General features: G+C 63.4%; 17 protein-coding genes. 9 read left to right on the top strand and 8 right to left on the bottom strand.

Going from position 1 to position 17,597, the window contains the following annotated elements; genetic code table 11:
* Window position 1: 1 nt before the first annotated feature.
* The 6 genes from recG to V3330_RS17625 are packed head-to-tail and all read right to left on the bottom strand — an operon-like array spanning window position 2 to window position 6,492.
* Complete coding sequence (gene recG / locus V3330_RS17600) at window positions 2-2,083, bottom strand: ATP-dependent DNA helicase RecG (RefSeq protein WP_354696763.1); 2,082 nt, start codon at window positions 2,081-2,083, stop codon at window positions 2-4.
* 38 nt (window positions 2,084-2,121) lie between these two features.
* A complete protein-coding gene (locus V3330_RS17605) occupies window positions 2,122-2,502 on the bottom strand; it encodes a RidA family protein (RefSeq protein ID WP_354696764.1) in 381 nt (126 codons plus the stop codon).
* Window positions 2,503-2,519: 17 nt separating this feature from the next.
* Window positions 2,520-4,649 carry a RelA/SpoT family protein gene (locus V3330_RS17610; protein ID WP_354696765.1) on the bottom strand — a complete coding sequence of 710 codons (2,130 nt, stop codon included), beginning with the start codon at window positions 4,647-4,649 and terminating at the stop codon, window positions 2,520-2,522.
* Between the two features lie 30 nt (window positions 4,650-4,679).
* Window positions 4,680-4,943: a DNA-directed RNA polymerase subunit omega gene (rpoZ, locus tag V3330_RS17615; RefSeq protein ID WP_354696766.1), complete on the bottom strand. Its 264-nt coding sequence runs from the start codon at window positions 4,941-4,943 to the stop codon at window positions 4,680-4,682.
* 50 nt (window positions 4,944-4,993) lie between these two features.
* Complete coding sequence (gene gmk / locus V3330_RS17620; RefSeq protein WP_354696767.1) at window positions 4,994-5,617, bottom strand: guanylate kinase; 624 nt, start codon at window positions 5,615-5,617, stop codon at window positions 4,994-4,996.
* A 5-nt stretch (window positions 5,618-5,622) separates the two neighbouring features.
* Window positions 5,623-6,492 (bottom strand): YicC/YloC family endoribonuclease, encoded by an 870-nt coding sequence (locus tag V3330_RS17625; RefSeq protein WP_354696768.1) that lies wholly within the window; start codon window positions 6,490-6,492, stop codon window positions 5,623-5,625.
* A gap of 182 nt (window positions 6,493-6,674) precedes the next feature.
* Here V3330_RS17625 and rph point away from each other — a divergent pair, with 182 nt between their 5' ends.
* The 5 genes from rph to V3330_RS17650 all read left to right on the top strand — a co-directional run bounded on the left by rph (window position 6,675) and on the right by V3330_RS17650 (window position 11,178).
* Entirely contained in the window at window positions 6,675-7,394 is a 720-nt protein-coding gene (gene rph, locus V3330_RS17630) for a ribonuclease PH (protein ID WP_354696769.1), read from the top strand.
* Complete coding sequence (gene rdgB / locus V3330_RS17635) at window positions 7,387-8,013, top strand: RdgB/HAM1 family non-canonical purine NTP pyrophosphatase (RefSeq protein ID WP_354696770.1); 627 nt, start codon at window positions 7,387-7,389, stop codon at window positions 8,011-8,013. The genes rph and rdgB overlap by 8 nt, the downstream gene beginning before the upstream one ends.
* A complete protein-coding gene (gene hemW, locus V3330_RS17640; protein ID WP_354696771.1) occupies window positions 7,997-9,184 on the top strand; it encodes a radical SAM family heme chaperone HemW in 1,188 nt (395 codons plus the stop codon). Before rdgB ends, hemW begins: the two co-directional genes overlap by 17 nt.
* An 82-nt stretch (window positions 9,185-9,266) precedes the next feature.
* Window positions 9,267-9,509 carry a type B 50S ribosomal protein L31 gene (locus V3330_RS17645; RefSeq protein WP_354696772.1) on the top strand — a complete coding sequence of 81 codons (243 nt, stop codon included), beginning with the start codon at window positions 9,267-9,269 and terminating at the stop codon, window positions 9,507-9,509.
* A gap of 379 nt (window positions 9,510-9,888) precedes the next feature.
* Window positions 9,889-11,178: a citrate synthase gene (locus tag V3330_RS17650; RefSeq protein ID WP_354696773.1), complete on the top strand. Its 1,290-nt coding sequence runs from the start codon at window positions 9,889-9,891 to the stop codon at window positions 11,176-11,178.
* 30 nt (window positions 11,179-11,208) lie between these two features.
* Here the strand turns inward: V3330_RS17650 and V3330_RS17655 are convergent, their stop codons facing one another.
* Window positions 11,209-11,883, bottom strand: a complete 675-nt coding sequence (locus V3330_RS17655) for a hypothetical protein (protein ID WP_354696774.1) — start codon at window positions 11,881-11,883, stop codon at window positions 11,209-11,211.
* Window positions 11,846-14,332: a penicillin-binding protein 1A gene (locus V3330_RS17660; RefSeq protein WP_354696775.1), complete on the bottom strand. Its 2,487-nt coding sequence runs from the start codon at window positions 14,330-14,332 to the stop codon at window positions 11,846-11,848. Before V3330_RS17660 ends, V3330_RS17655 begins: the two co-directional genes overlap by 38 nt.
* 369 nt (window positions 14,333-14,701) lie before the next feature.
* Here V3330_RS17660 and pilM point away from each other — a divergent pair, with 369 nt between their 5' ends.
* The 4 genes from pilM to V3330_RS17680 are packed head-to-tail and all read left to right on the top strand — an operon-like array spanning window position 14,702 to window position 17,503.
* Window positions 14,702-15,721: a type IV pilus assembly protein PilM gene (gene pilM / locus V3330_RS17665; protein ID WP_354696776.1), complete on the top strand. Its 1,020-nt coding sequence runs from the start codon at window positions 14,702-14,704 to the stop codon at window positions 15,719-15,721.
* Window positions 15,721-16,317 carry a PilN domain-containing protein gene (locus V3330_RS17670; RefSeq protein ID WP_354696777.1) on the top strand — a complete coding sequence of 199 codons (597 nt, stop codon included), beginning with the start codon at window positions 15,721-15,723 and terminating at the stop codon, window positions 16,315-16,317. Before pilM ends, V3330_RS17670 begins: the two co-directional genes overlap by 1 nt.
* Complete coding sequence (locus V3330_RS17675) at window positions 16,317-16,967, top strand: type IV pilus inner membrane component PilO (protein WP_354696778.1); 651 nt, start codon at window positions 16,317-16,319, stop codon at window positions 16,965-16,967. The genes V3330_RS17670 and V3330_RS17675 overlap by 1 nt, the downstream gene beginning before the upstream one ends.
* On the top strand, window positions 16,964-17,503 hold the full coding sequence (locus V3330_RS17680; protein WP_354696779.1) for a pilus assembly protein PilP: 540 nt from the start codon (window positions 16,964-16,966) through the stop codon (window positions 17,501-17,503). Before V3330_RS17675 ends, V3330_RS17680 begins: the two co-directional genes overlap by 4 nt.
* Window positions 17,504-17,597 lie beyond the last annotated feature (94 nt).

Consider the following 17,597-nt stretch of genomic DNA (forward strand, 5'->3'; position numbering starts at 1 on the left):
TTCAGACGCCGGCAAAGCGCTCCGCCGGTCCGATCCAGCGATCGACCAGCTTGCGCGCCCGGCCGCGATCGGTCTCCAGCATGTGGGCCGCGGCCGGGGGAATGCGTTCGAGCAGATCCTGGTCACGGGCGAGGTCCGCCACCCGGAACTGCAGCTGACCGGTCTGGCGCGTGCCCAGAACTTCTCCGGGACCGCGCAGTTCGAGATCCTTCTCCGCGATGCGGAATCCGTCTGTGGTCTGGCGCAGGATGTTGAGCCGCTCGCGCGCCAACTGTCCGGCGGACGGATCGAACAGCAGCACGCAGGAGGCCTGCTGGCTGCCGCGTCCAACCCGGCCCCGCAACTGGTGCAGTTGCGCCAGTCCCAGCCGCTCGGCGTTTTCGATGATCATCAACGACGCGTTCGGCACGTCCACGCCCACCTCGATCACCGTGGTCGCGACCAGCAATTCGATGTCGCCCCCGGCGAAATCCTGCATGACCTGCTGCTTCTCCGCCGGCTTCAGGCGGCCGTGCACCAGGCCGATCCGCACGCCGTCGAGAGACTCCCGCAGCGCGCCGGCCACTTCCTCGGCGGCCTGGGCCTGGATGGCGTCGGATTCCTCGATCAGGGTGCATACCCAGTAAGCCTGCCGGCCCTCGCCGCAGGCGGCGGCAACGCGCTCGACCACTTCGCCACGGCGCTCGGTCGAGATGGCTACCGTGGTGACCGGCTTGCGGCCAGGCGGCAATTCGTCGATCACCGAGGTTTCCAGTCCCGCGTAGGCGGTCATGGCCAGGGTGCGGGGAATCGGTGTGGCGGTCATGATCAACTGGTGCGCCTGCTCGTCGGAGGCCGAGGCCTTGTCCAGCAGCGCGAGCCGCTGGTGCACGCCGAAGCGGTGCTGCTCGTCGACCACCGCCAGGCCCAGCTTGCGGAACTGCACCCCTTCCTGCATCAGCGCATGGGTGCCGATGACGACCGGATCGCCGCCGGCAATGCGCTCGAGCACGGCCTGCCGCGCCTTGCCCTTCACCTTGCCGCTCAGCCAGACCGGCTCGATGCCCAGCGGCTCCAGCCAGACCTGGAAGCTGCGCAGGTGCTGTTCGGCGAGCAGTTCGGTTGGCGCCATGATGGCCGCCTGCCAGCCATTGCCTACCGCGCGCAGCACAGCCATGGCGGCGACCACGGTCTTGCCCGAGCCAACGTCGCCCTGCAGCAGGCGCTGCATGGGATGACCGCGCCCGAGGTCGGAGTGAATTTCGCCCACCACCCGTTGCTGGGCGCCGGTGAGCGTGAAAGGCAGCGCGGCGAGGAACTGGCCTTCCAGGTCAGCCGCGTGGTCGAGCACCGGCGCGCTTTGACGTCGCTGGCGCTGGTGCAGCCACTGCATGCTGAGGTTGTGGGCCAGCAGTTCCTCAACGGCCAGACGTTGCTGGGCGGGGTGCCGGCGTTCGACCAGGGCCTCGACGTCCGCATTGGCGGGTGGGCGATGGATATAGCGCACGGCTTCGGTCAGGGAGGGTAGCTTGAGATTGCGCAACAATTCGGACGGGACCAGTTCCTCCAGCCCGATTTCGCCGGCCTGCAGTCGCGCCAGTGCCTGGTCGGTCAGCTTGATCCAGGTCGCCTGTGCCAATCCCTCGGTGGACGGATAAACCGGGGTGAGACGGTCGGGCACCGGCTCGTCGCGGCCTTCCACGATGCGCTGGTAACTCGGGTGGATCATTTCCAGGCCACGGTATCCGGCACGCACCTCGCCGAAACAGCGCACGGCCGATCCGGTTGAGAACTGTTGCCGCTGGGCATTGCGGAAATGAAAGAACCGCAGGGTGATCCGGCCGGTTCCGTCCGCGATAACGACCACCAGCATCGGGCGCCGCCCGCGCACGATGGCGCTGTGTTCCACCTCGCCCTGGATCAATACCTGGGCGCCCGGGTACAGGCCGCCGATGGGACGCAGGCGGGTACGGTCCTCGTAGCGGAAAGGCAGGTGGAACAAAAGGTCGGAGACGCTGCTGATCCCCCGCTGGTTCAGGGTTTCGAGCAGGCGCGGGCCGACCCCACGAAGTCCCTGGAGATCCTGGGGGTTGGCGGCCGGCATGTCAGCGGCGCCGGATCTCCGGGCCGCCACGGAACGGATCAGAGGCCGAGAACGCCATCCATTTCCACCTGGGCGCCGCGGGGCAGAGCGGCCACGCCGACAGCGGCCCGTGCCGGATAAGGCTCGTTGAAATACTCGGCCATGATTTCGTTCACGTGGCCGAAGTGATTCATGTCCGTCAGGTACACCTGCAGCTTCACGATGCGGTCGAGATCACCGCCGGCGGCGGTGCAGACGGCGCTGAGGTTGCGCAGCACCTGGTGGATCTGCGCCCGGATGTCGTCGCCGACCATCTCGCCGGATTCCGGATCCAGTGGAATCTGGCCCGACAGGTAGACCGTCTGTCCGTGGCGGGTCGCCTGGGAATAGGCGCCGATCGCGGCCGGTGCGCCGCTGGTGCTGATGATGTCCTTGGTCATGCGAGACTCCTGTGGATTCAGATGCGCGAGACGCGAATGACCTGGCTGTTGCGCCGCAGCCGGCGCAGTACGCGCGCCATGTGATCGCGATTCTCGACGCTGAGGTTGAATTGCATGGTAGCGGTTTCGGGATTGGATTCGATCATCACCACTTTCTCGATATTGCTTCCGGCTTCCGCGATGCTGGTGGAGATATTGGCCAGCACACCGGGTGCGTTATTGGTGAGAATTTTGACCGAAACCGGGAATTTGCCTTCGGTGATCGGCGCCCAGGTGACGTCGATGCAGCGGTCGGGGTGTTTGCGGAACTCGCGCACGTTGGCGCAATTGGCCCGGTGTACGACCAGTCCCTTGTCCGCCGACACATAAGCCATGATGCGGTCGCCCGGCACCGGCAGGCAGCAGGCGCCGAAGCTGAGCGCGCTGCCCTCGGATCCGGCGATGGCCAGGGCTTCCTCGGGCTCCACCCGGGCACCGACGACACTTGCGTCGGGGGCCAGCTTGGAGGCGACGATATTGGCCAGGGTGGTTCCCTGGGCCAGGTCGCGGAACACGTCTTCCTGTTCGGCGAGGTGGTTCTCCTTCAGGAACTGGTCCCAACGCTCGGCCGGCAAGGCCTCGAGGGAACTGCCGCGTGCGTTGAGGGCCTTCTCCAGCAGGCGAAGCCCCAGGGCCACCGTATCCTCGTCCTGCAGGCTTTTCAGGTAGGCGCGAATAGAGGTGCGCGCCCGCGCCGTTACGACGAATTCCAGCCATTCCGGCCGCGGGTGCGCGTCGGGATGGGTAATGATCCGCACGGTTTGTCCCGTGACCAGCCGGGTCGACAGGGGGACATCCTCATTGTCGACGAGCGCGGTGTCGGTGTGATTGCCGACGTCGGTGTGGATGGCGTAGGCGAAATCCAGTGCGGTGGCGTTGCGCCGCAGATCGATGATTTTGCCCTTGGGCGTGAACACGAAAATCTCGTCGGGGAAGAGGTCCGACTTGGCGCTGTCCAGGAACTCCAGCGAATCACCCGCGTGACGCTGGACGTCGACGAGCTGCATCAGCCACTCACGGGCGCGCACCTGGGCGGAGCCGTCGCTGCCGGGCTGGTGAGTCTTGTACTGCCAGTGCGCAGCCGCGCCCTTCAGCGCCATGATGTCCATCTCCTCGGTGCGGATCTGGATCTCGATCGGCAGGCCGTAGGGGCTGTTCAGAATGGTGTGCAGCGACTGGTAGCCGTTGGCCTTGGGCAGAGCGATGTAGTCCTTGAACCGGCCCGGCTTCGGTGGGTAGAGATTGTGGACCACGCCGAGCGCGACGTAACAGTGGGATTCGGTATGGGTGATGATGCGGAAGGCATAGAAATCGGTGACCTCGGAGAACGACAGGTCCTTGGTGAGCATTTTCTTGTAGATGCTGTAAGGCGTTTTCTGGCGCCCGCCGATCCGGCAGGGCACGCCGGCATCGTTCATCCGTACTCTCAGCGCATCCTTGATGTTTTCGACGATTTCCTGGCGATGCCCCGTCATGGTATCGAGATGTTCCTCGATGGTGCGGTAACGCCAGGGGTACAGGTTCTCGAAGCCCAGGTCCTCGAGTTCCAGTTTCATGTTGTTCATGCCCAGTCGGTCGGCGATGGGCGCGTAGATGTCCAGGGTTTCACGCGCGATTCGGCGGCGCGAATCCCGCGCCAGTCCGCCGAGCGTGCGCATGTTGTGCAGGCGATCGGCCAGCTTGATGAAAATCACGCGCAGATCGCGCGACATGGCCAGCATGAGCTTGCGGAAACTCTCCGCGTCCGCCTCGCTGCGGGTGCGGAATTTCATCTTGTCGAGCTTGGTCACGCCATCCACCAATTCGGCGATGGCGGGTCCGAATCCGTTGACCAGTTCGTCCTTGGAAAGCGGTGTGTCTTCCAGGGTGTCGTGCAGGATCGCGGCCGTGATGCTCTCGTGATCCATGCGCATGCTGGCCAGGATCTGGGCGACCGCGACCGGATGCAGAATGTAGGGCTCCCCGCTCATGCGGGTCTGACCCTCGTGGGCGCGCGCGCCCACGTCGAACGCGCGCAGAACGACGGCGACCTTTTCGGGATCGAGATAGGTGTTGAGCAGGTCCCGGAGCTTTAGGACGGGTTCAGGATAGCCGTTGGCAACCTGCATGGTCCGGGACTTGGGGAATGCCGCGCGCGCTCAGAAGGAAAAATCTTCCTCTTCGGGCGGGCTGTCAAAGGCTTCGGCTGCTTCGATTTCGGCCTGGATGATGTCCACCCGCTCCGCGTCGATGTGTCCTTCGGCGATCTCGCGCAGCGCGATCACGGTCGGTTTGTCGTTCTCTTCATCGATGAGGGGTTCGGCCCCGTGACCGATCTGGCGGGCGCGCTTGGTGGCGGTCAACACCAGTTCGAAGCGATTCGGAACGACTTCGAGGCAGTCTTCAACGGTAATTCGTGCCATGTGAATAATCCTGTAAAAACGCGATAATTTTTCGGGCTGAACCTGCCATTTTATTCATTTTCGAGCAACTCCGCCAGAAGCGGGGCAATTCTTTCCGCCTGGTCGGTTCGCACGGGCCGGCGTTCGCGGATAATGGCGTGCAGGTCGGCGAGGGCCGCTTGAAAATCGTCGTTGATCACGACGAAGTCGAATTCTTCCCAATGTTCGATTTCCGAGCGCGCCTTGGCCATGCGGCGTTCGATCACTTCGCGGCTGTCCTGGCCGCGGGATTCGAGACGGCGCCGCAGTTCCGCCAGCGAGGGTGGCAGGATGAATACGCTGCAGCAGGCGGCGAATGTCGTGCGGATCTGTTGCGCGCCCTGCCAGTCGATGTCCAGCAGCACGTCCCGGCCGGCCAGCAACTCGTGTTCCACGGCGGCCCGGCCGGTGCCGTAATAGTGGCCGTAGACCTCGGCGTATTCCAGAAACGCATCGTCCCGCACCCGCGCCATGAACTGCTCCTTGTCGATGAAGCGGTAGTGCCGGCCGTCGACCTCGCCGGGGCGCGGCGGGCGGGTCGTGAACGACACGGACAGGCTGAGGTTCGGGTCGCGATCCAGCAATGCCGCGATCAGGCTGGTCTTGCCGCCGCCGGACGGAGCGGCGACGACATACAGGGTGGGGGAACGTTCCACGCGGATTACTCGATGTTCTGGACCTGCTCGCGCATCTGCTCGATCAGGACTTTCAGTTCGACGGCGGCCTGGGTGGTGCGGGCATCCACCGATTTGGAGCTCAGGGTGTTGGATTCGCGATTGAATTCCTGCATCAGAAAGTCCAGCCGCCGGCCCACCGGTTTGTCCAGTTCAAGTGCCCGGCGTGCTTCGGAAACGTGTGCGTCGAGACGGTCGAGTTCTTCGGCCACGTCGATTTTCTGCAGCATCAGGGTGACCTCCTGCTCCATGCGGCCGGGCTCCAGCGGCAGCGGCAGGTCGGCGACCCGCTTGAGCAGCTTGTCCTCCAGGGACGCGCGAATTTCAGGCAGCAAACCGCGTACCACCTTGCCTTGCTCCGCCACGCCGTCGAGGCGTTCCCGAATCAGGGCGGCCAGTTTCCGTCCTTCCCGTTCGCGCGCGGCGGACAGGCCGATCAAAGCGTCGGCCAGGGCCTGCATGGCGGCATCGTGCAGCGGCCCGGGGTCGGGCGGTTGCTCGACCACCAGACCCGGCCAGTTGAGCAGCCGGCCGAGATCGGGTTCCTGCTTCAACCCGGCCATGCCCTGCAGGCGGTCATGCAGTTCCAGCAGATGTTCGGCCAGCGGAGCATTGAGGTTCAGTTCGTTGCTGCGAGCCGCGGGGTCGGGCGTGAAACGCAGGTTGGCGTCGATTTTGCCGCGGCTCAGCCGCGAGCCGAGCACCTCGCGCACGTCGGGTTCCAGCACGCGGAACTCCTCCGGCACCCGCAGCGAAATTTCCAGATAACGGTGATTGACCGATCGCAGTTCCCAGGTCAGACGCCCCGCCGGCGCGATTTGCTCCGCGGTGGCGAAGCCGGTCATGCTGTGTGTCATGGGTGAAGGATTCCGTGATGCATAATGATCGGCGTTGACGTTGGCGAACGCCGTAACAGGCCCCATGTTACCGGCACCGGGGCGACATGCAATGGCCGATTCCGGCAATCAGGCCCGGCGCCGAATTGCGAAACGCCGGCAAAACCTCCAATCCCACCTCCACAATGGACGAGAAAGACACCATGCAAAGACCCAGCGGCAGGCAGCCGGACGAGTTGCGCGAAACCACCATCACCCGCCACTACACCCGGCATGCCGAGGGTTCGGTGCTGATCAGTTGCGGTGGCACCCGCGTGCTGTGCAACGCGTCCGTCGAGGATCGTGTTCCGCCGTTTCTGCGCGGTTCGGGTGAGGGCTGGGTGACCGCGGAGTACGGCATGCTGCCGCGCTCCACCGGCAGCCGCATGGCGCGCGAGGCGGCGCGCGGGAAGCAGGGCGGCCGCACCCTGGAAATCCAGCGTTTGATCGGACGGTCCCTGCGGGCCGTGGTCGATCGCTCGGCGCTGGGCGAGCGCACCATCACGGTGGATTGCGACGTCATCCAGGCCGACGGCGGGACCCGCACGGCATCCATCACCGGTGCTTACGTGGCGCTTCGGGACGCTTGCGGCTGGCTGCTGAAGCACGGGCGGATCAAGTCCGACCCGATCCACGGCCAGGTGGCTGCCGTGTCGGTGGGCATTTACGACACGCACCCGGTTCTCGACCTGGACTACGATGAGGATTCGGCGGCCGAGACCGACATGAACGTCGTCATGAACGACGGGCGCGCCTTCATCGAAGTTCAGGGAACCGCCGAGGGCCACGCGTTCCGGCGGGACGAACTCGATGTCCTCCTCGACCTCGCGGATGGCGGGATACAGCGGTTGATGTCGCTGCAACGCGAGGCCCTTGGTGGCTGAAGACGGCCAGACCCTGGTGCTGGCCAGCGGCAACGCCGGCAAGCTGCGTGAACTGGGCGACATGCTCGCCCCGCTGGGTTGGCGGGTGCTCTCGCAGGGCGAATGGAATTTCGGTGAAGCCGTCGAGGATGCACCGACGTTTCTCGAAAACGCTTTGATCAAGGCGCGGCATGCCGCACGCAACACGGGCCTGCCGGCGCTGGCGGACGATTCGGGCCTGGTGGTTGACGCGCTGGACGGAGCACCCGGGATTCATTCAGCCCGTTACGCCGGCGCGCACGGTGACGACGCGGCCAACAACCGGAAACTTCTGGAGGCGCTGGCCGGCGTTCCGGAGGCGGATCGCGGCGCGCGCTTCATCTGTGCCGTGGCGCTGCTGCGGCACGCCGATGATCCGGTGCCCCTGATCGCCGTCGGTGAGTGGCGCGGCCGTATTCTCGAGGCGCCCCGGGGGATCGGCGGGTTCGGGTACGATCCGCTGTTCTGGGTTCCCGGGGAGGGTTGTACTTCTGCGGAACTGCCGCCGGAGCGCAAGAACCAACTCAGCCACCGGGGGCGGGCACTGGCCATGCTGTTCGACCGGCTGCGCAACGGTTCCGGGGATGAACCCGAACTCTGAATTCTCCGCGGAGTTGGCGCTGCCGCCGCTGTCGGTCTATGTGCATTTGCCGTGGTGCGTGCGCAAGTGCCCGTACTGCGACTTCAACTCCCACGAGGCCCGCGGAGACATTCCCGACGACCGGTATGTCGCGGCCCTGCTCGCAGACCTCGAAAACGATCTGCCGCGGGTCTGGGGCCGCCCGGTACACAGCGTATTCTTCGGTGGCGGCACGCCCAGCCTGTTCAGTGCCGCCGCCATCGGCCGGATCATTGACGGGCTGCGGTCACGTCTGAACCTGGTTCCGGGGGCCGAAATCACCCTGGAAGCCAACCCGGGCACCGTGGAGCACGACTGCTTCGAGGCCTACCGGGACGCCGGCATCAATCGCGTATCGCTGGGCGCGCAGAGTTTCGATGACGAGGCGTTACGGCGGATCGGGCGCATTCACGGCGCGAGCGAGATCGACCGCGCGGTCGAGTCCCTGCACCGCGCCGGGCTCGCCAACTTCAACCTGGACCTGATGTTCGGCCTGCCCGGCCAGACCGTGGCGGCCGCGGTCGAAGACGTGGATAGGGCGCTGGCGCACGACCCGGCGCATGTATCGCACTACCAGTTGACCCTGGAGCCGAACACCGCTTTTCACGCGCGCCCCCCGCGGCTGCCGGGTGAGTCGGCCTGTTGGGCCATGCAGGAACAGGCCGCGGATCGCCTGCAGGCCGCCGGATTCGGACAGTATGAAATCTCGGCCTGGGCCCGCTCCGGCGCGGAGTGCCGGCACAATCTCAATTACTGGCGTTACGGGGACTACCTGGGCATCGGCGCCGGCGCCCACGGCAAGGTCACCCTGCCAGCCGAAGGGGTTGTGATGCGCGGGTCCAAGCAGCGTCACCCGCGGGCCTACCTCGAGGCGCTCGACACGGGCCGGTGGCTTGCCGAGACCCGGGCCGTGCCCGCCGCCGAGCGCGTTTTCGAGTTCTTTCTCAACCAGTTACGCCTACGCGACGGGGTGCGTGCCACGGACTTCGGGCCGCGCACCGGTCTGCCCTGGTCGGCGGCCGAGGAGGCGGTGGAAGCGGCCATCGGGAAAGGGTTGCTGGAATGGAGCGGGCAACGGCTGATACCCACCGGGACCGGCTGGCGTTTCGTCAACGAAACCCAGGCGCTGTTTCTGCCCGGGGATCCGGCCTGAAACCCCTTTGTGCGGTTGCAATCCGATGGTCCTGAACGTAAACTGGGCGGTCTTTTGCGGGCGTTAACCGACGGAAATTATCATGAAAAAAGGCATTCACCCGGAGTACCGGGAAGTCGTGTTCCAGGACCTCTCATCGGATTTTGCGATCCTGACGCGTTCCACTGCCGATTCGAAAGACACCATCAAGTGGGAAGACGGTAATGAATACCCGCTGATCAAGGTCGATGTTTCGAGCGCTTCGCACCCGTTCTACACCGGCAAGCACAAGGTGCTGGATTCGGGCGGGCGCGTGGATCGATTCAAGAAACGCTACGGCAAGTAAGCCGGTCTGTTCGCCGCGCCGCGTGCAGCGACTCCAACCGGGGGTCGCACGTCCGGCGGCCGGCACCTGCGTCGATCCGGAGTTCGGGCAACACTGAGTGCGCCCGGTCTCCGATGGTTCGGACACGAGGCCCGCGAGCCGTCAGGTACGCGGGCTTTTTCGTGGCTGTCATTTTCGGGTTCGGGCCCGTTGCGAGTCCGCACCCGCGTGTGGAACGGTGGTCGCTGCGTTGCGCGGGTCCACACCCGTCAAAACGCTGATGCGGTGGCGGGTTGTGAGCCGCGTATGCGATACTGTTCAGCTGTGTTCGCCAACCCGGCCGTGGATTGTGGAAGCGGCTGTTGCGCCTGTTTCGAGGTGCATTTTCCAGGAGATACGAGTGTCTGAAAGAAAAGTTACCGTGACCGACGAGACAGCCGGCAAATCCATCGACCTGCCCGTGATCAGTGGCAGCGAGGGGGAGCCGACCATCGATATCAAGTCCCTTCCCTCGGAGTTGGGGTATTTCACCTACGATCCCGGTTTCACGGCAACCGCGGCCTGCACCAGCGAGATCACCTTCATCGACGGCGGCCAGGGCATTCTGCGCTATCGCGGTTACCCGATTGAACAACTGGCCGAGAAAAGCTCGTTCCTGGAAGTTGCCTACCTGCTGTTGCAGGGGGAGTTGCCCAGCGCCGAAGAGTACAGCGACTTCGAGCGTGACATCACCTACCACACGATGGTGAACGAGCAGCTGAATACGTTTATTTCCGGGTTTCATTACGACGCGCACCCGATGGCCATGATGGCTGGCGTGGTGGGCTCGCTGGCGGCGTTCTACCACGACCGCCTGGACATGGAAGATTCGGCACACCGCATGCTGGCGGCGAAGCGCATGATCGCCAAGATGCCCACCATTGCCGCCGCCTGCTACCGCCACCACATGGGTTGGCCCACCGCCTACCCGCAAAACAACCTGAGTTACTGCGAGCGATTTCTGCACATGATGTTTTCGGTGCCGGCCGAGGAATACAAGGTCAGCCCCTCCGCCGTGCGCGCGCTGGATCTGCTGTTCATCCTGCACGCCGATCACGAGCAGAACGCATCCACGTCGACGGTCAGGCTGGTGGGGTCCACGGGCGCCAATCCCTACGCCTGCGTCGCGGCCGGTATCTCGGCGCTGTGGGGGCCGGCTCATGGCGGCGCCAACGAGGCCGTGTTGAACATGCTGCACGAAATCGGCGATGTGAAGAATGTGCCGCAGTTCATCGAGCGAGCCAAGGACCGCAACGATCCGTTCCGTTTGATGGGATTCGGGCACCGCGTCTACAAGAACTACGATCCGCGCGCGTCGATCATCCGCAAGGCCTGCCACGAGGTGTTGCAGGAACTGGGTGTCGATGACCCGTTGATGGATCTGGCCATGGAACTGGAGCGAATCGCCCTGGAAGACGATTACTTCGTCGAGAAGAAGCTGTATCCCAATGTCGATTTCTACAGCGGCATCATCTACAAGGCGCTCGGATTCCCGGTCAGCATGTTCACCGTCATGTTCGCGATCGCCCGCACCGTGGGCTGGGTCGCGCAGTGGCTGGAGCAATCGGAAACTCCGACCAAGATCGGCCGGCCCCGCCAGGTTTACAACGGCCCCGTGGCCCGCGACTACGTGGCGCTCGACAAACGCTGAAGCACACCGCGCCGAAGCGCGTACGGGGGCTCAGCTTCCGTGCCGCGCTTCGGCAACCGGATTCAACAGACACTCCACCTCGGTCAGGCCGGCACGCCGTTGCGGCTTGCCGTCAATCGGTGAAGGCGGCGCCTGGCGCAGGTCGACCGGTTGGAATACCAGCAGCTCCACCGTTGTACCGTCGACTTCGACCACCAGCACCTGCATGGTCCGGTACCCACTGTCGTGCCAGCGGATGCGACGTTGCTCCTGGACGAAGGAAACGCCAGCCTCGAGAAAGTACAGAACCAGGTTTTCCGGCGCATCGCAGAACACGTGCAGTGATACGCGGGAATGCGGGCCTGCCGTGCCGTCCAGCACCGGCCCGACCAGTCGGGGTGAAAAAACTTCCAGGCGCCGCATCGCCTCGACGGCGGCGCCGCGCAAGCGATCCAGGTTGTCGGCATGCGCACTGCCGCCGTACAACCCCTGGTACATCAGCAGCGCATCCTGTACTTCGAGGTTGCTGGGCAGGGCCAGCCGTTCGCTGACGCCGACGCGCTCGGCCGCTTTCTTCTTCGCCATGTGGTAGTTGGGCTGCCCTTCGGTGGCGATGATGCGCGCGGCTTCCGCGGCGATTTCGCGACGGATCTGGCTGAACCCGCGGTTCTGGCGTGGCGCAAGGGAATCAGAAGATTTCGTACGGGTCTTCCGCTGACGGGGCATCTTCGCGCTCTCCTTCGGCTTCGGCTTCCATGGGGGGAAGCTTACCCACCTCGAATACTTCCATGATTGCGTCCGGGTTATCAAGTCTGGCGAGTAAACCGGTGTCGGGGTCGATGCGCGCCTGGGCGAGGCCGGGGGGCATGACCGGCTGCCTGTCTTCGAGACCCTCCAGTGCGACCTCCATGAACGCCATCCAGATCGGCAATGCCGCCCGTCCTCCCACTTCCCGGCGGCCGAGCGGTTCGAAATTGTCGAAGCCCACCCAAACCGACGTGACCAGGTGGTCGTTGTAGCCGGTGAACCAGGCATCGCGCTGTTCGTTGGTCGTGCCGGTTTTTCCGGCGAGATCGGAGCGGCCGAGTTGCATGGCACGCACGCCCGTGCCGCGCCGTACCACATCCATCATCATCGAACGGATGAGGTAGGCATTCTGTGCGGAAACGGCTCGCGGCGCGGGGCGGGCTTCCGTCTCGGTGTCCGCCAGAACGCCCTGCTCCGGCACGCCGAGGGGGTCCGCGTTTTCTTCTTCGCGAGAGATTTCAAGCGGACGGAATACGGGCTCGCCCGGCTCGGTCGGTTGCTGCGCGGCCAATTCGATTTGGTCTTCGGCACAATCGTCGCACAGCAACGGCGGAATCGTTCGGTAGATGACGTCGCCGTCGGCGTTGCGGATCTCTCGAATGAATTCAGGATCGACCAGGTAGCCGCCGTTCGCGAATGCCGCGTAGCCGCGCGCCAGGGAAAGCGGCGTCAGTGAGGCACTGCCCAGGGCCAGGGTCAGGTCACGGGGCAGCTCCGACGGATCGAATCCGAAGCGGGCGACATGCTCGCGCGTGAACTCGATTCCGGTGTCCCGCAGCAGCCTGATGGACACCAGGTTGCGTGAATTCACCATGGCTTCGCGCATCCGTGTCGGGCCGTAGAATTTTTCGCTGAAATTCTGCGGTTTCCAGGTACGCTCCAGTTCCGGGTCGTCGAACACGATCGGGGCGTCGTTGATCAGGCTGGCAGTGGTAAAACCGCGCTCCAGGGCCGCCGAATAAACGAACGGTTTGAATCCGGACCCGGGTTGGCGCCGACTCTGCACCACCCGGTTGTACTTGCTGCGGCTGAAATCGTAGCCGCCCACCAGAGCCCGGATGTCGCCCGTTTTCGGATCCAGCGAAATCAAAGCCGCCTCGACCTCGGGTATCTGCCCAAGCTGCCAGTTGCCCTCGTCGTCCAGCCGCACCCGGATCACGTCGCCCGGCGAGACGACGTCGTTCATCGTCTCGGGTTTGGCTCCGGTGCGGTTGCGGTTGATGAACCGCGCGGCCCAGTCGGGGCGGGGTACGGCCACGGTCTGCCCATCGCGCAGATACACCAGCGCCAGTTCGTCTTCGACTTCGGTGACCAGGCCCGGCATCAGGCCGGAAACGGGCCGGTACGGTTCCAGGATTTCGTTCCAGCGCGCCGGCGTGCCCGCGTCACCGAGGTCCACGCGGGCTTCCGGTCCCCGGTAGCCATGCCGCTCGTCGTATTCGGCCAGTCCGCCGGCAACCGCCTGGTTGGCCGCCATCTGCAGCCGGGAGTCGATGGTGGTGTGGATTTCGAAACCGCCGGTGTAAGCTTCTTCTCCCAGCAATTGCAAGGCGCGGACCCGCACCATCTCCGACAGGTACGGTGCCGATATTTCCGCCTTCGCCCCGTGGTAGAAAGCCTGGTCCTCCTCGTTCACTGCGGCCTGGTATTCAGCGTCGGTGATGTATTCCAGTTCGCGCATGCGACCGAGAACGTAGTTGCGCCGTTCCAGCGCACGTTCAGGAGAGTTGATCGGATTGATGCGCGAAGGGGCCTTGGGCAACGCGGCGATCATCGCGGCCTGGGCCAGGCTCAGTTCGGCCACGTCCTTGCCGTAGTAGACCTCCGCGGCCGCACCGACGCCGTAGGCGCGGTATCCGAGGAAAATCTTGTTGAGGTACAACTCGAGAATGTCGTCCTTGGACAGCTCGCGTTCAATCCGCAGCGCCAGGAATATTTCCTTGATCTTGCGGGTAAAGGTTTTCTCCGAGGTCAGGAAGAAATTTCGCGCCAATTGCTGCGTGATGGTGCTGCCGCCCACCGATTTCTCACCCGTGGTGGCCAGAATCCACACGGCCCTCGAGATGCCCTGGTAGTCCACGCCGGGGTGTTCGTAGTAGCGCGCATCCTCGCCGGCGAGGAATGCCTGTTCGAGACGGTCCGGTATTTGTTCCAGGGTGGCCGGTATGCGGCGCATTTCCCCGAACAGCCCGATCAGGCGTCCGTCCCGGCTGTACACCCGGAGCGGCACCTGGAGCTGAACATCCTGCAGGCTGTCGACCTCGGGCAGGTCGGGCGCGACGATCAGATAGGTGATGCCGATGGCCGCGAAACCCAGCACGGCCGCCGCCAGGAACGCGGTCAACAACCAGCGAATTGCTTTCTTCACGCGAATTTCCTGTTATGCTGTTTTGCAGAAGACGGAACTTTCTATCGCCGTGGAATCGGTCCGGAGTGCAGCGAACCAAACCACAGGTGCGATAGTAACAGGCAGGCAGGGAGGCGGCCGATTCATTCCGCGTTGGACAGCGTTTGCCGTCTTCGGTTCTTCCCTCCTGTGTGGTTCAAATAACAAAACCTGCCGTCTGACAGTGGCCGATTGGTTGGCTTCGGAAATCGTGACAGGGACGATCAGTCGTTGAGTTACCTGCCGATTTCTGTTAAAAACTAGTCTAGGAAGTGTCAATAAACCATTGTCGAACAAAGGATTGAGGGCAATTTGAAACTATTCGGCACAAAGAATCCGCCCATCATTGGGTTGGACATAGGGGCATCCAGCATTCGCTTGGTGCAACTTTCCCACCATGGATCGAACTATCGCGTCGATCATTTTGCGATTGAGCCGCTGCCCCAGGGCGTGATCGTTGAAAAGTCCGTGCAGGACATCGAAGCGATATCCGATGCGATCAAATCCGCCGTGCGCAAGTCGGGTTCAAACTCGAAATATTGTTCGGTGGCGGTATCCGGATCCGCGGTGTTCACCAAGACGATCAGCCTGCCGGCCAATCTCGCCGACGCCGATATCGAAAGCCAGGTTCAGATCGAGGCCAATCAGTACATCCCGTATCCACTGGATGAGATCAGCCTCGATTTCGAAGTGCTCGGGCCTTCGGCGCGCAACGCCGACATGGTCGATATTCTGCTGGCCGCGAGCAAGAACGAAAATGTCGAAAGCCGCCAGGATGCGCTCGAATCCCTGGGACTCAGGGCCAAGGTCGTTGATGTCGAGGCATTCGCCATCGCCAACGCCTTTGAGCTGATCCGCGAGCGCGAGGGCATACGCAATACCGAGACCGTCGGTATTTTCGATATCGGCTATGACTTGTCGACCCTCCTCATCCTGCGTAACGGCCGCGTGCTCTACACCCGCGATCATCCGTTCGGCGCACATCAACTGCTCGAAGAAATCATGCGGCGCTACGACATGACGGCGGAGCAGGCCTCTTTCTTCAAGCGCGGCGAGCCGGGGCCCGAAGATTTCGAAGACGCGGTGCTGGAACCGTTCATGCTGAACGTGGTGCACCAGATCAGCCGCGCTCTGCAGTTCTACAGTTCAAGCAGCGAATTCGCGAACATCAAGACGCTGTACCTGGCTGGCGACATGGCCATGCTGAAGGGACTCACGGATGTGGTCGAGCAGGAGCTCGGCATCAAGACCAACGTCGCCGACCCCGTCACCGGGCTGCAACTGGCGCCCTCGGTGGCCGCATCGGCGCTGTCGGCCAACGCGCCCAATCTGATGGTGGCAATGGGATTGGCACTGAGAGGGTTTGACTGATGGCTAGAATCAATCTCCTTCCATGGCGAGAGGAGGCGCGCAGGGAGCGGCAGCGCCAATTCCTCTTCTCGTTGGTCGGAACCCTGGTGCTGGGCGCGATACTGGTCCTGATCGTGGGCATGTTCTACGACCAGCGCATCAGTCAGCAGGAAGCGCGCAACCAGAAAATCCAGCAGGAAATCAACCGGCTGCAGGCCCGGATCGAACGCATCGCCGAACTGGAACGCACGCGAAACCGGTTGTTGTCGCGTAAACAGATCATCGAGGAGTTGCAGGCCAGCCGTTCTTTGACGGTCGAGCTGCTCGACAAGCTGGCCAAGACCATTCCGGTCGGCGTCACCCTGGGTAACGTGCGACAACAGGGGGCGAACGTGACCCTGCTGGGTTCGAGCCAATCGAACGCACGCGTATCGGCTTATCTCAACAGCCTTGAGCAGATGGACCTGTTCTTGAATCCTGAGCTTCAGTACGTCCGGGCCGCTGATAATCCCGCGACCCGCACCGAGCCCTACGAATTCGCCATCCGGGTCCGGCTCAAGCCAAAGACGCCTGAACAGGGCGTGGACGAGACCGGCGGCACGGCGGAGGCAAACTGATGCTGAATGAACTGAGGGATCTCGACTTCAATGACATTGGCAGCGCGCCGCTGGCCGTTCGCTATTTCATTCTCGGCATTCTGCTGGCGATCATTCTGACGATCGGATATTTCCTGCTCATCAAGAACAAGATAGAGCAGCTCGAGCGGGTGCAGGCGCAGGAGCAGACCCTGCGTTCGGACTTCGAGTACAAGCAGCAGAAAGCCGCCAATCTCGAAGCCTATGAGGCGCAGCTCGCTGAAATGGAGGAATTGCTGGAAACGATGTTCCGGCAGTTGCCGAGCAAAACCGAGATGGACAAGCTGCTGGTGGATATCTCGCAGACCGCACTGGGCTCGGGCATCGACGTTCAACTGTTCCAGCCCAACGCCGAAGCCCTGCATGATTTCTACGCCGAGCGGCCGATATCGGTCCGGATGCTGGGTGACTATCATCAGTTCGGCGAGTTCGTGAGCGGCGTGGCATCGCTGCCGCGCGTGGTCATTCTCACCATGCACGACATCGCGCTACGTCGGGCCACCAATCGAGACGTCGGCGTCAGCCGTAACGACGGCCGCCTCATTCTGGAAGGCACCGTGAAGACGTATCGGTACATCGACGAGGAGGAAGCCGCGGAAAGGGCCGAGGCCCAAAAGGGGGCGGCACAATGAGCACGATGTCCCGCACCTTCAAGAGCCTCGCGGCGTCGGCACTGGCGGTGGTGTCCCTGGCGGCCTGTACCGCTGAGCAGGACGACCTGAATCGTTACATCGCCGATGTCAAGGCGCGTCCCGCGGCACCCATACCTCCGATCCCGGAAGTCCGCACCTACACGCCGTACGAGTACGACGGCCTGGCCGGCCGCGACCCGTTCCGGATGTCGACCAGCGAAGGCGCGGAGCAGCAGGTGGCCGGTGACGGCGGTGACGGTCCGCGACCGGACCTGCAACGTACCCGGGAATATCTGGAGCGGTTTGAGCTGGATACCCTGACCATGGTCGGAACCTTTGAGAAAGAAACCAACGAGTGGGCGCTGATTCGAGATCCGGACGGAGTCATACACCGGGTCGCCGTGGGCAACTACATTGGTAAGAACCACGGTCAGGTCGGCCGGATCGACCCCGACGAAGTTCAGTTGAGTGAATTCATTCCCGACGGAACGGGCGGCTGGATCGTCCGTGATGCGTCAATGGCTCTGGGAGGTTAGATGGCCATGAATCGCGCGGAGCGGAACATCTTGAGAGGCAGTGCCATGAACAGCGACAAGGATAGGCTTTCGATTGAGCCGCAATTCTGGGAAA

This window comes from Elongatibacter sediminis, from assembly GCF_037892215.1.
Classification (GTDB): domain Bacteria; phylum Pseudomonadota; class Gammaproteobacteria; order Xanthomonadales; family SZUA-36; genus Elongatibacter; species Elongatibacter sediminis.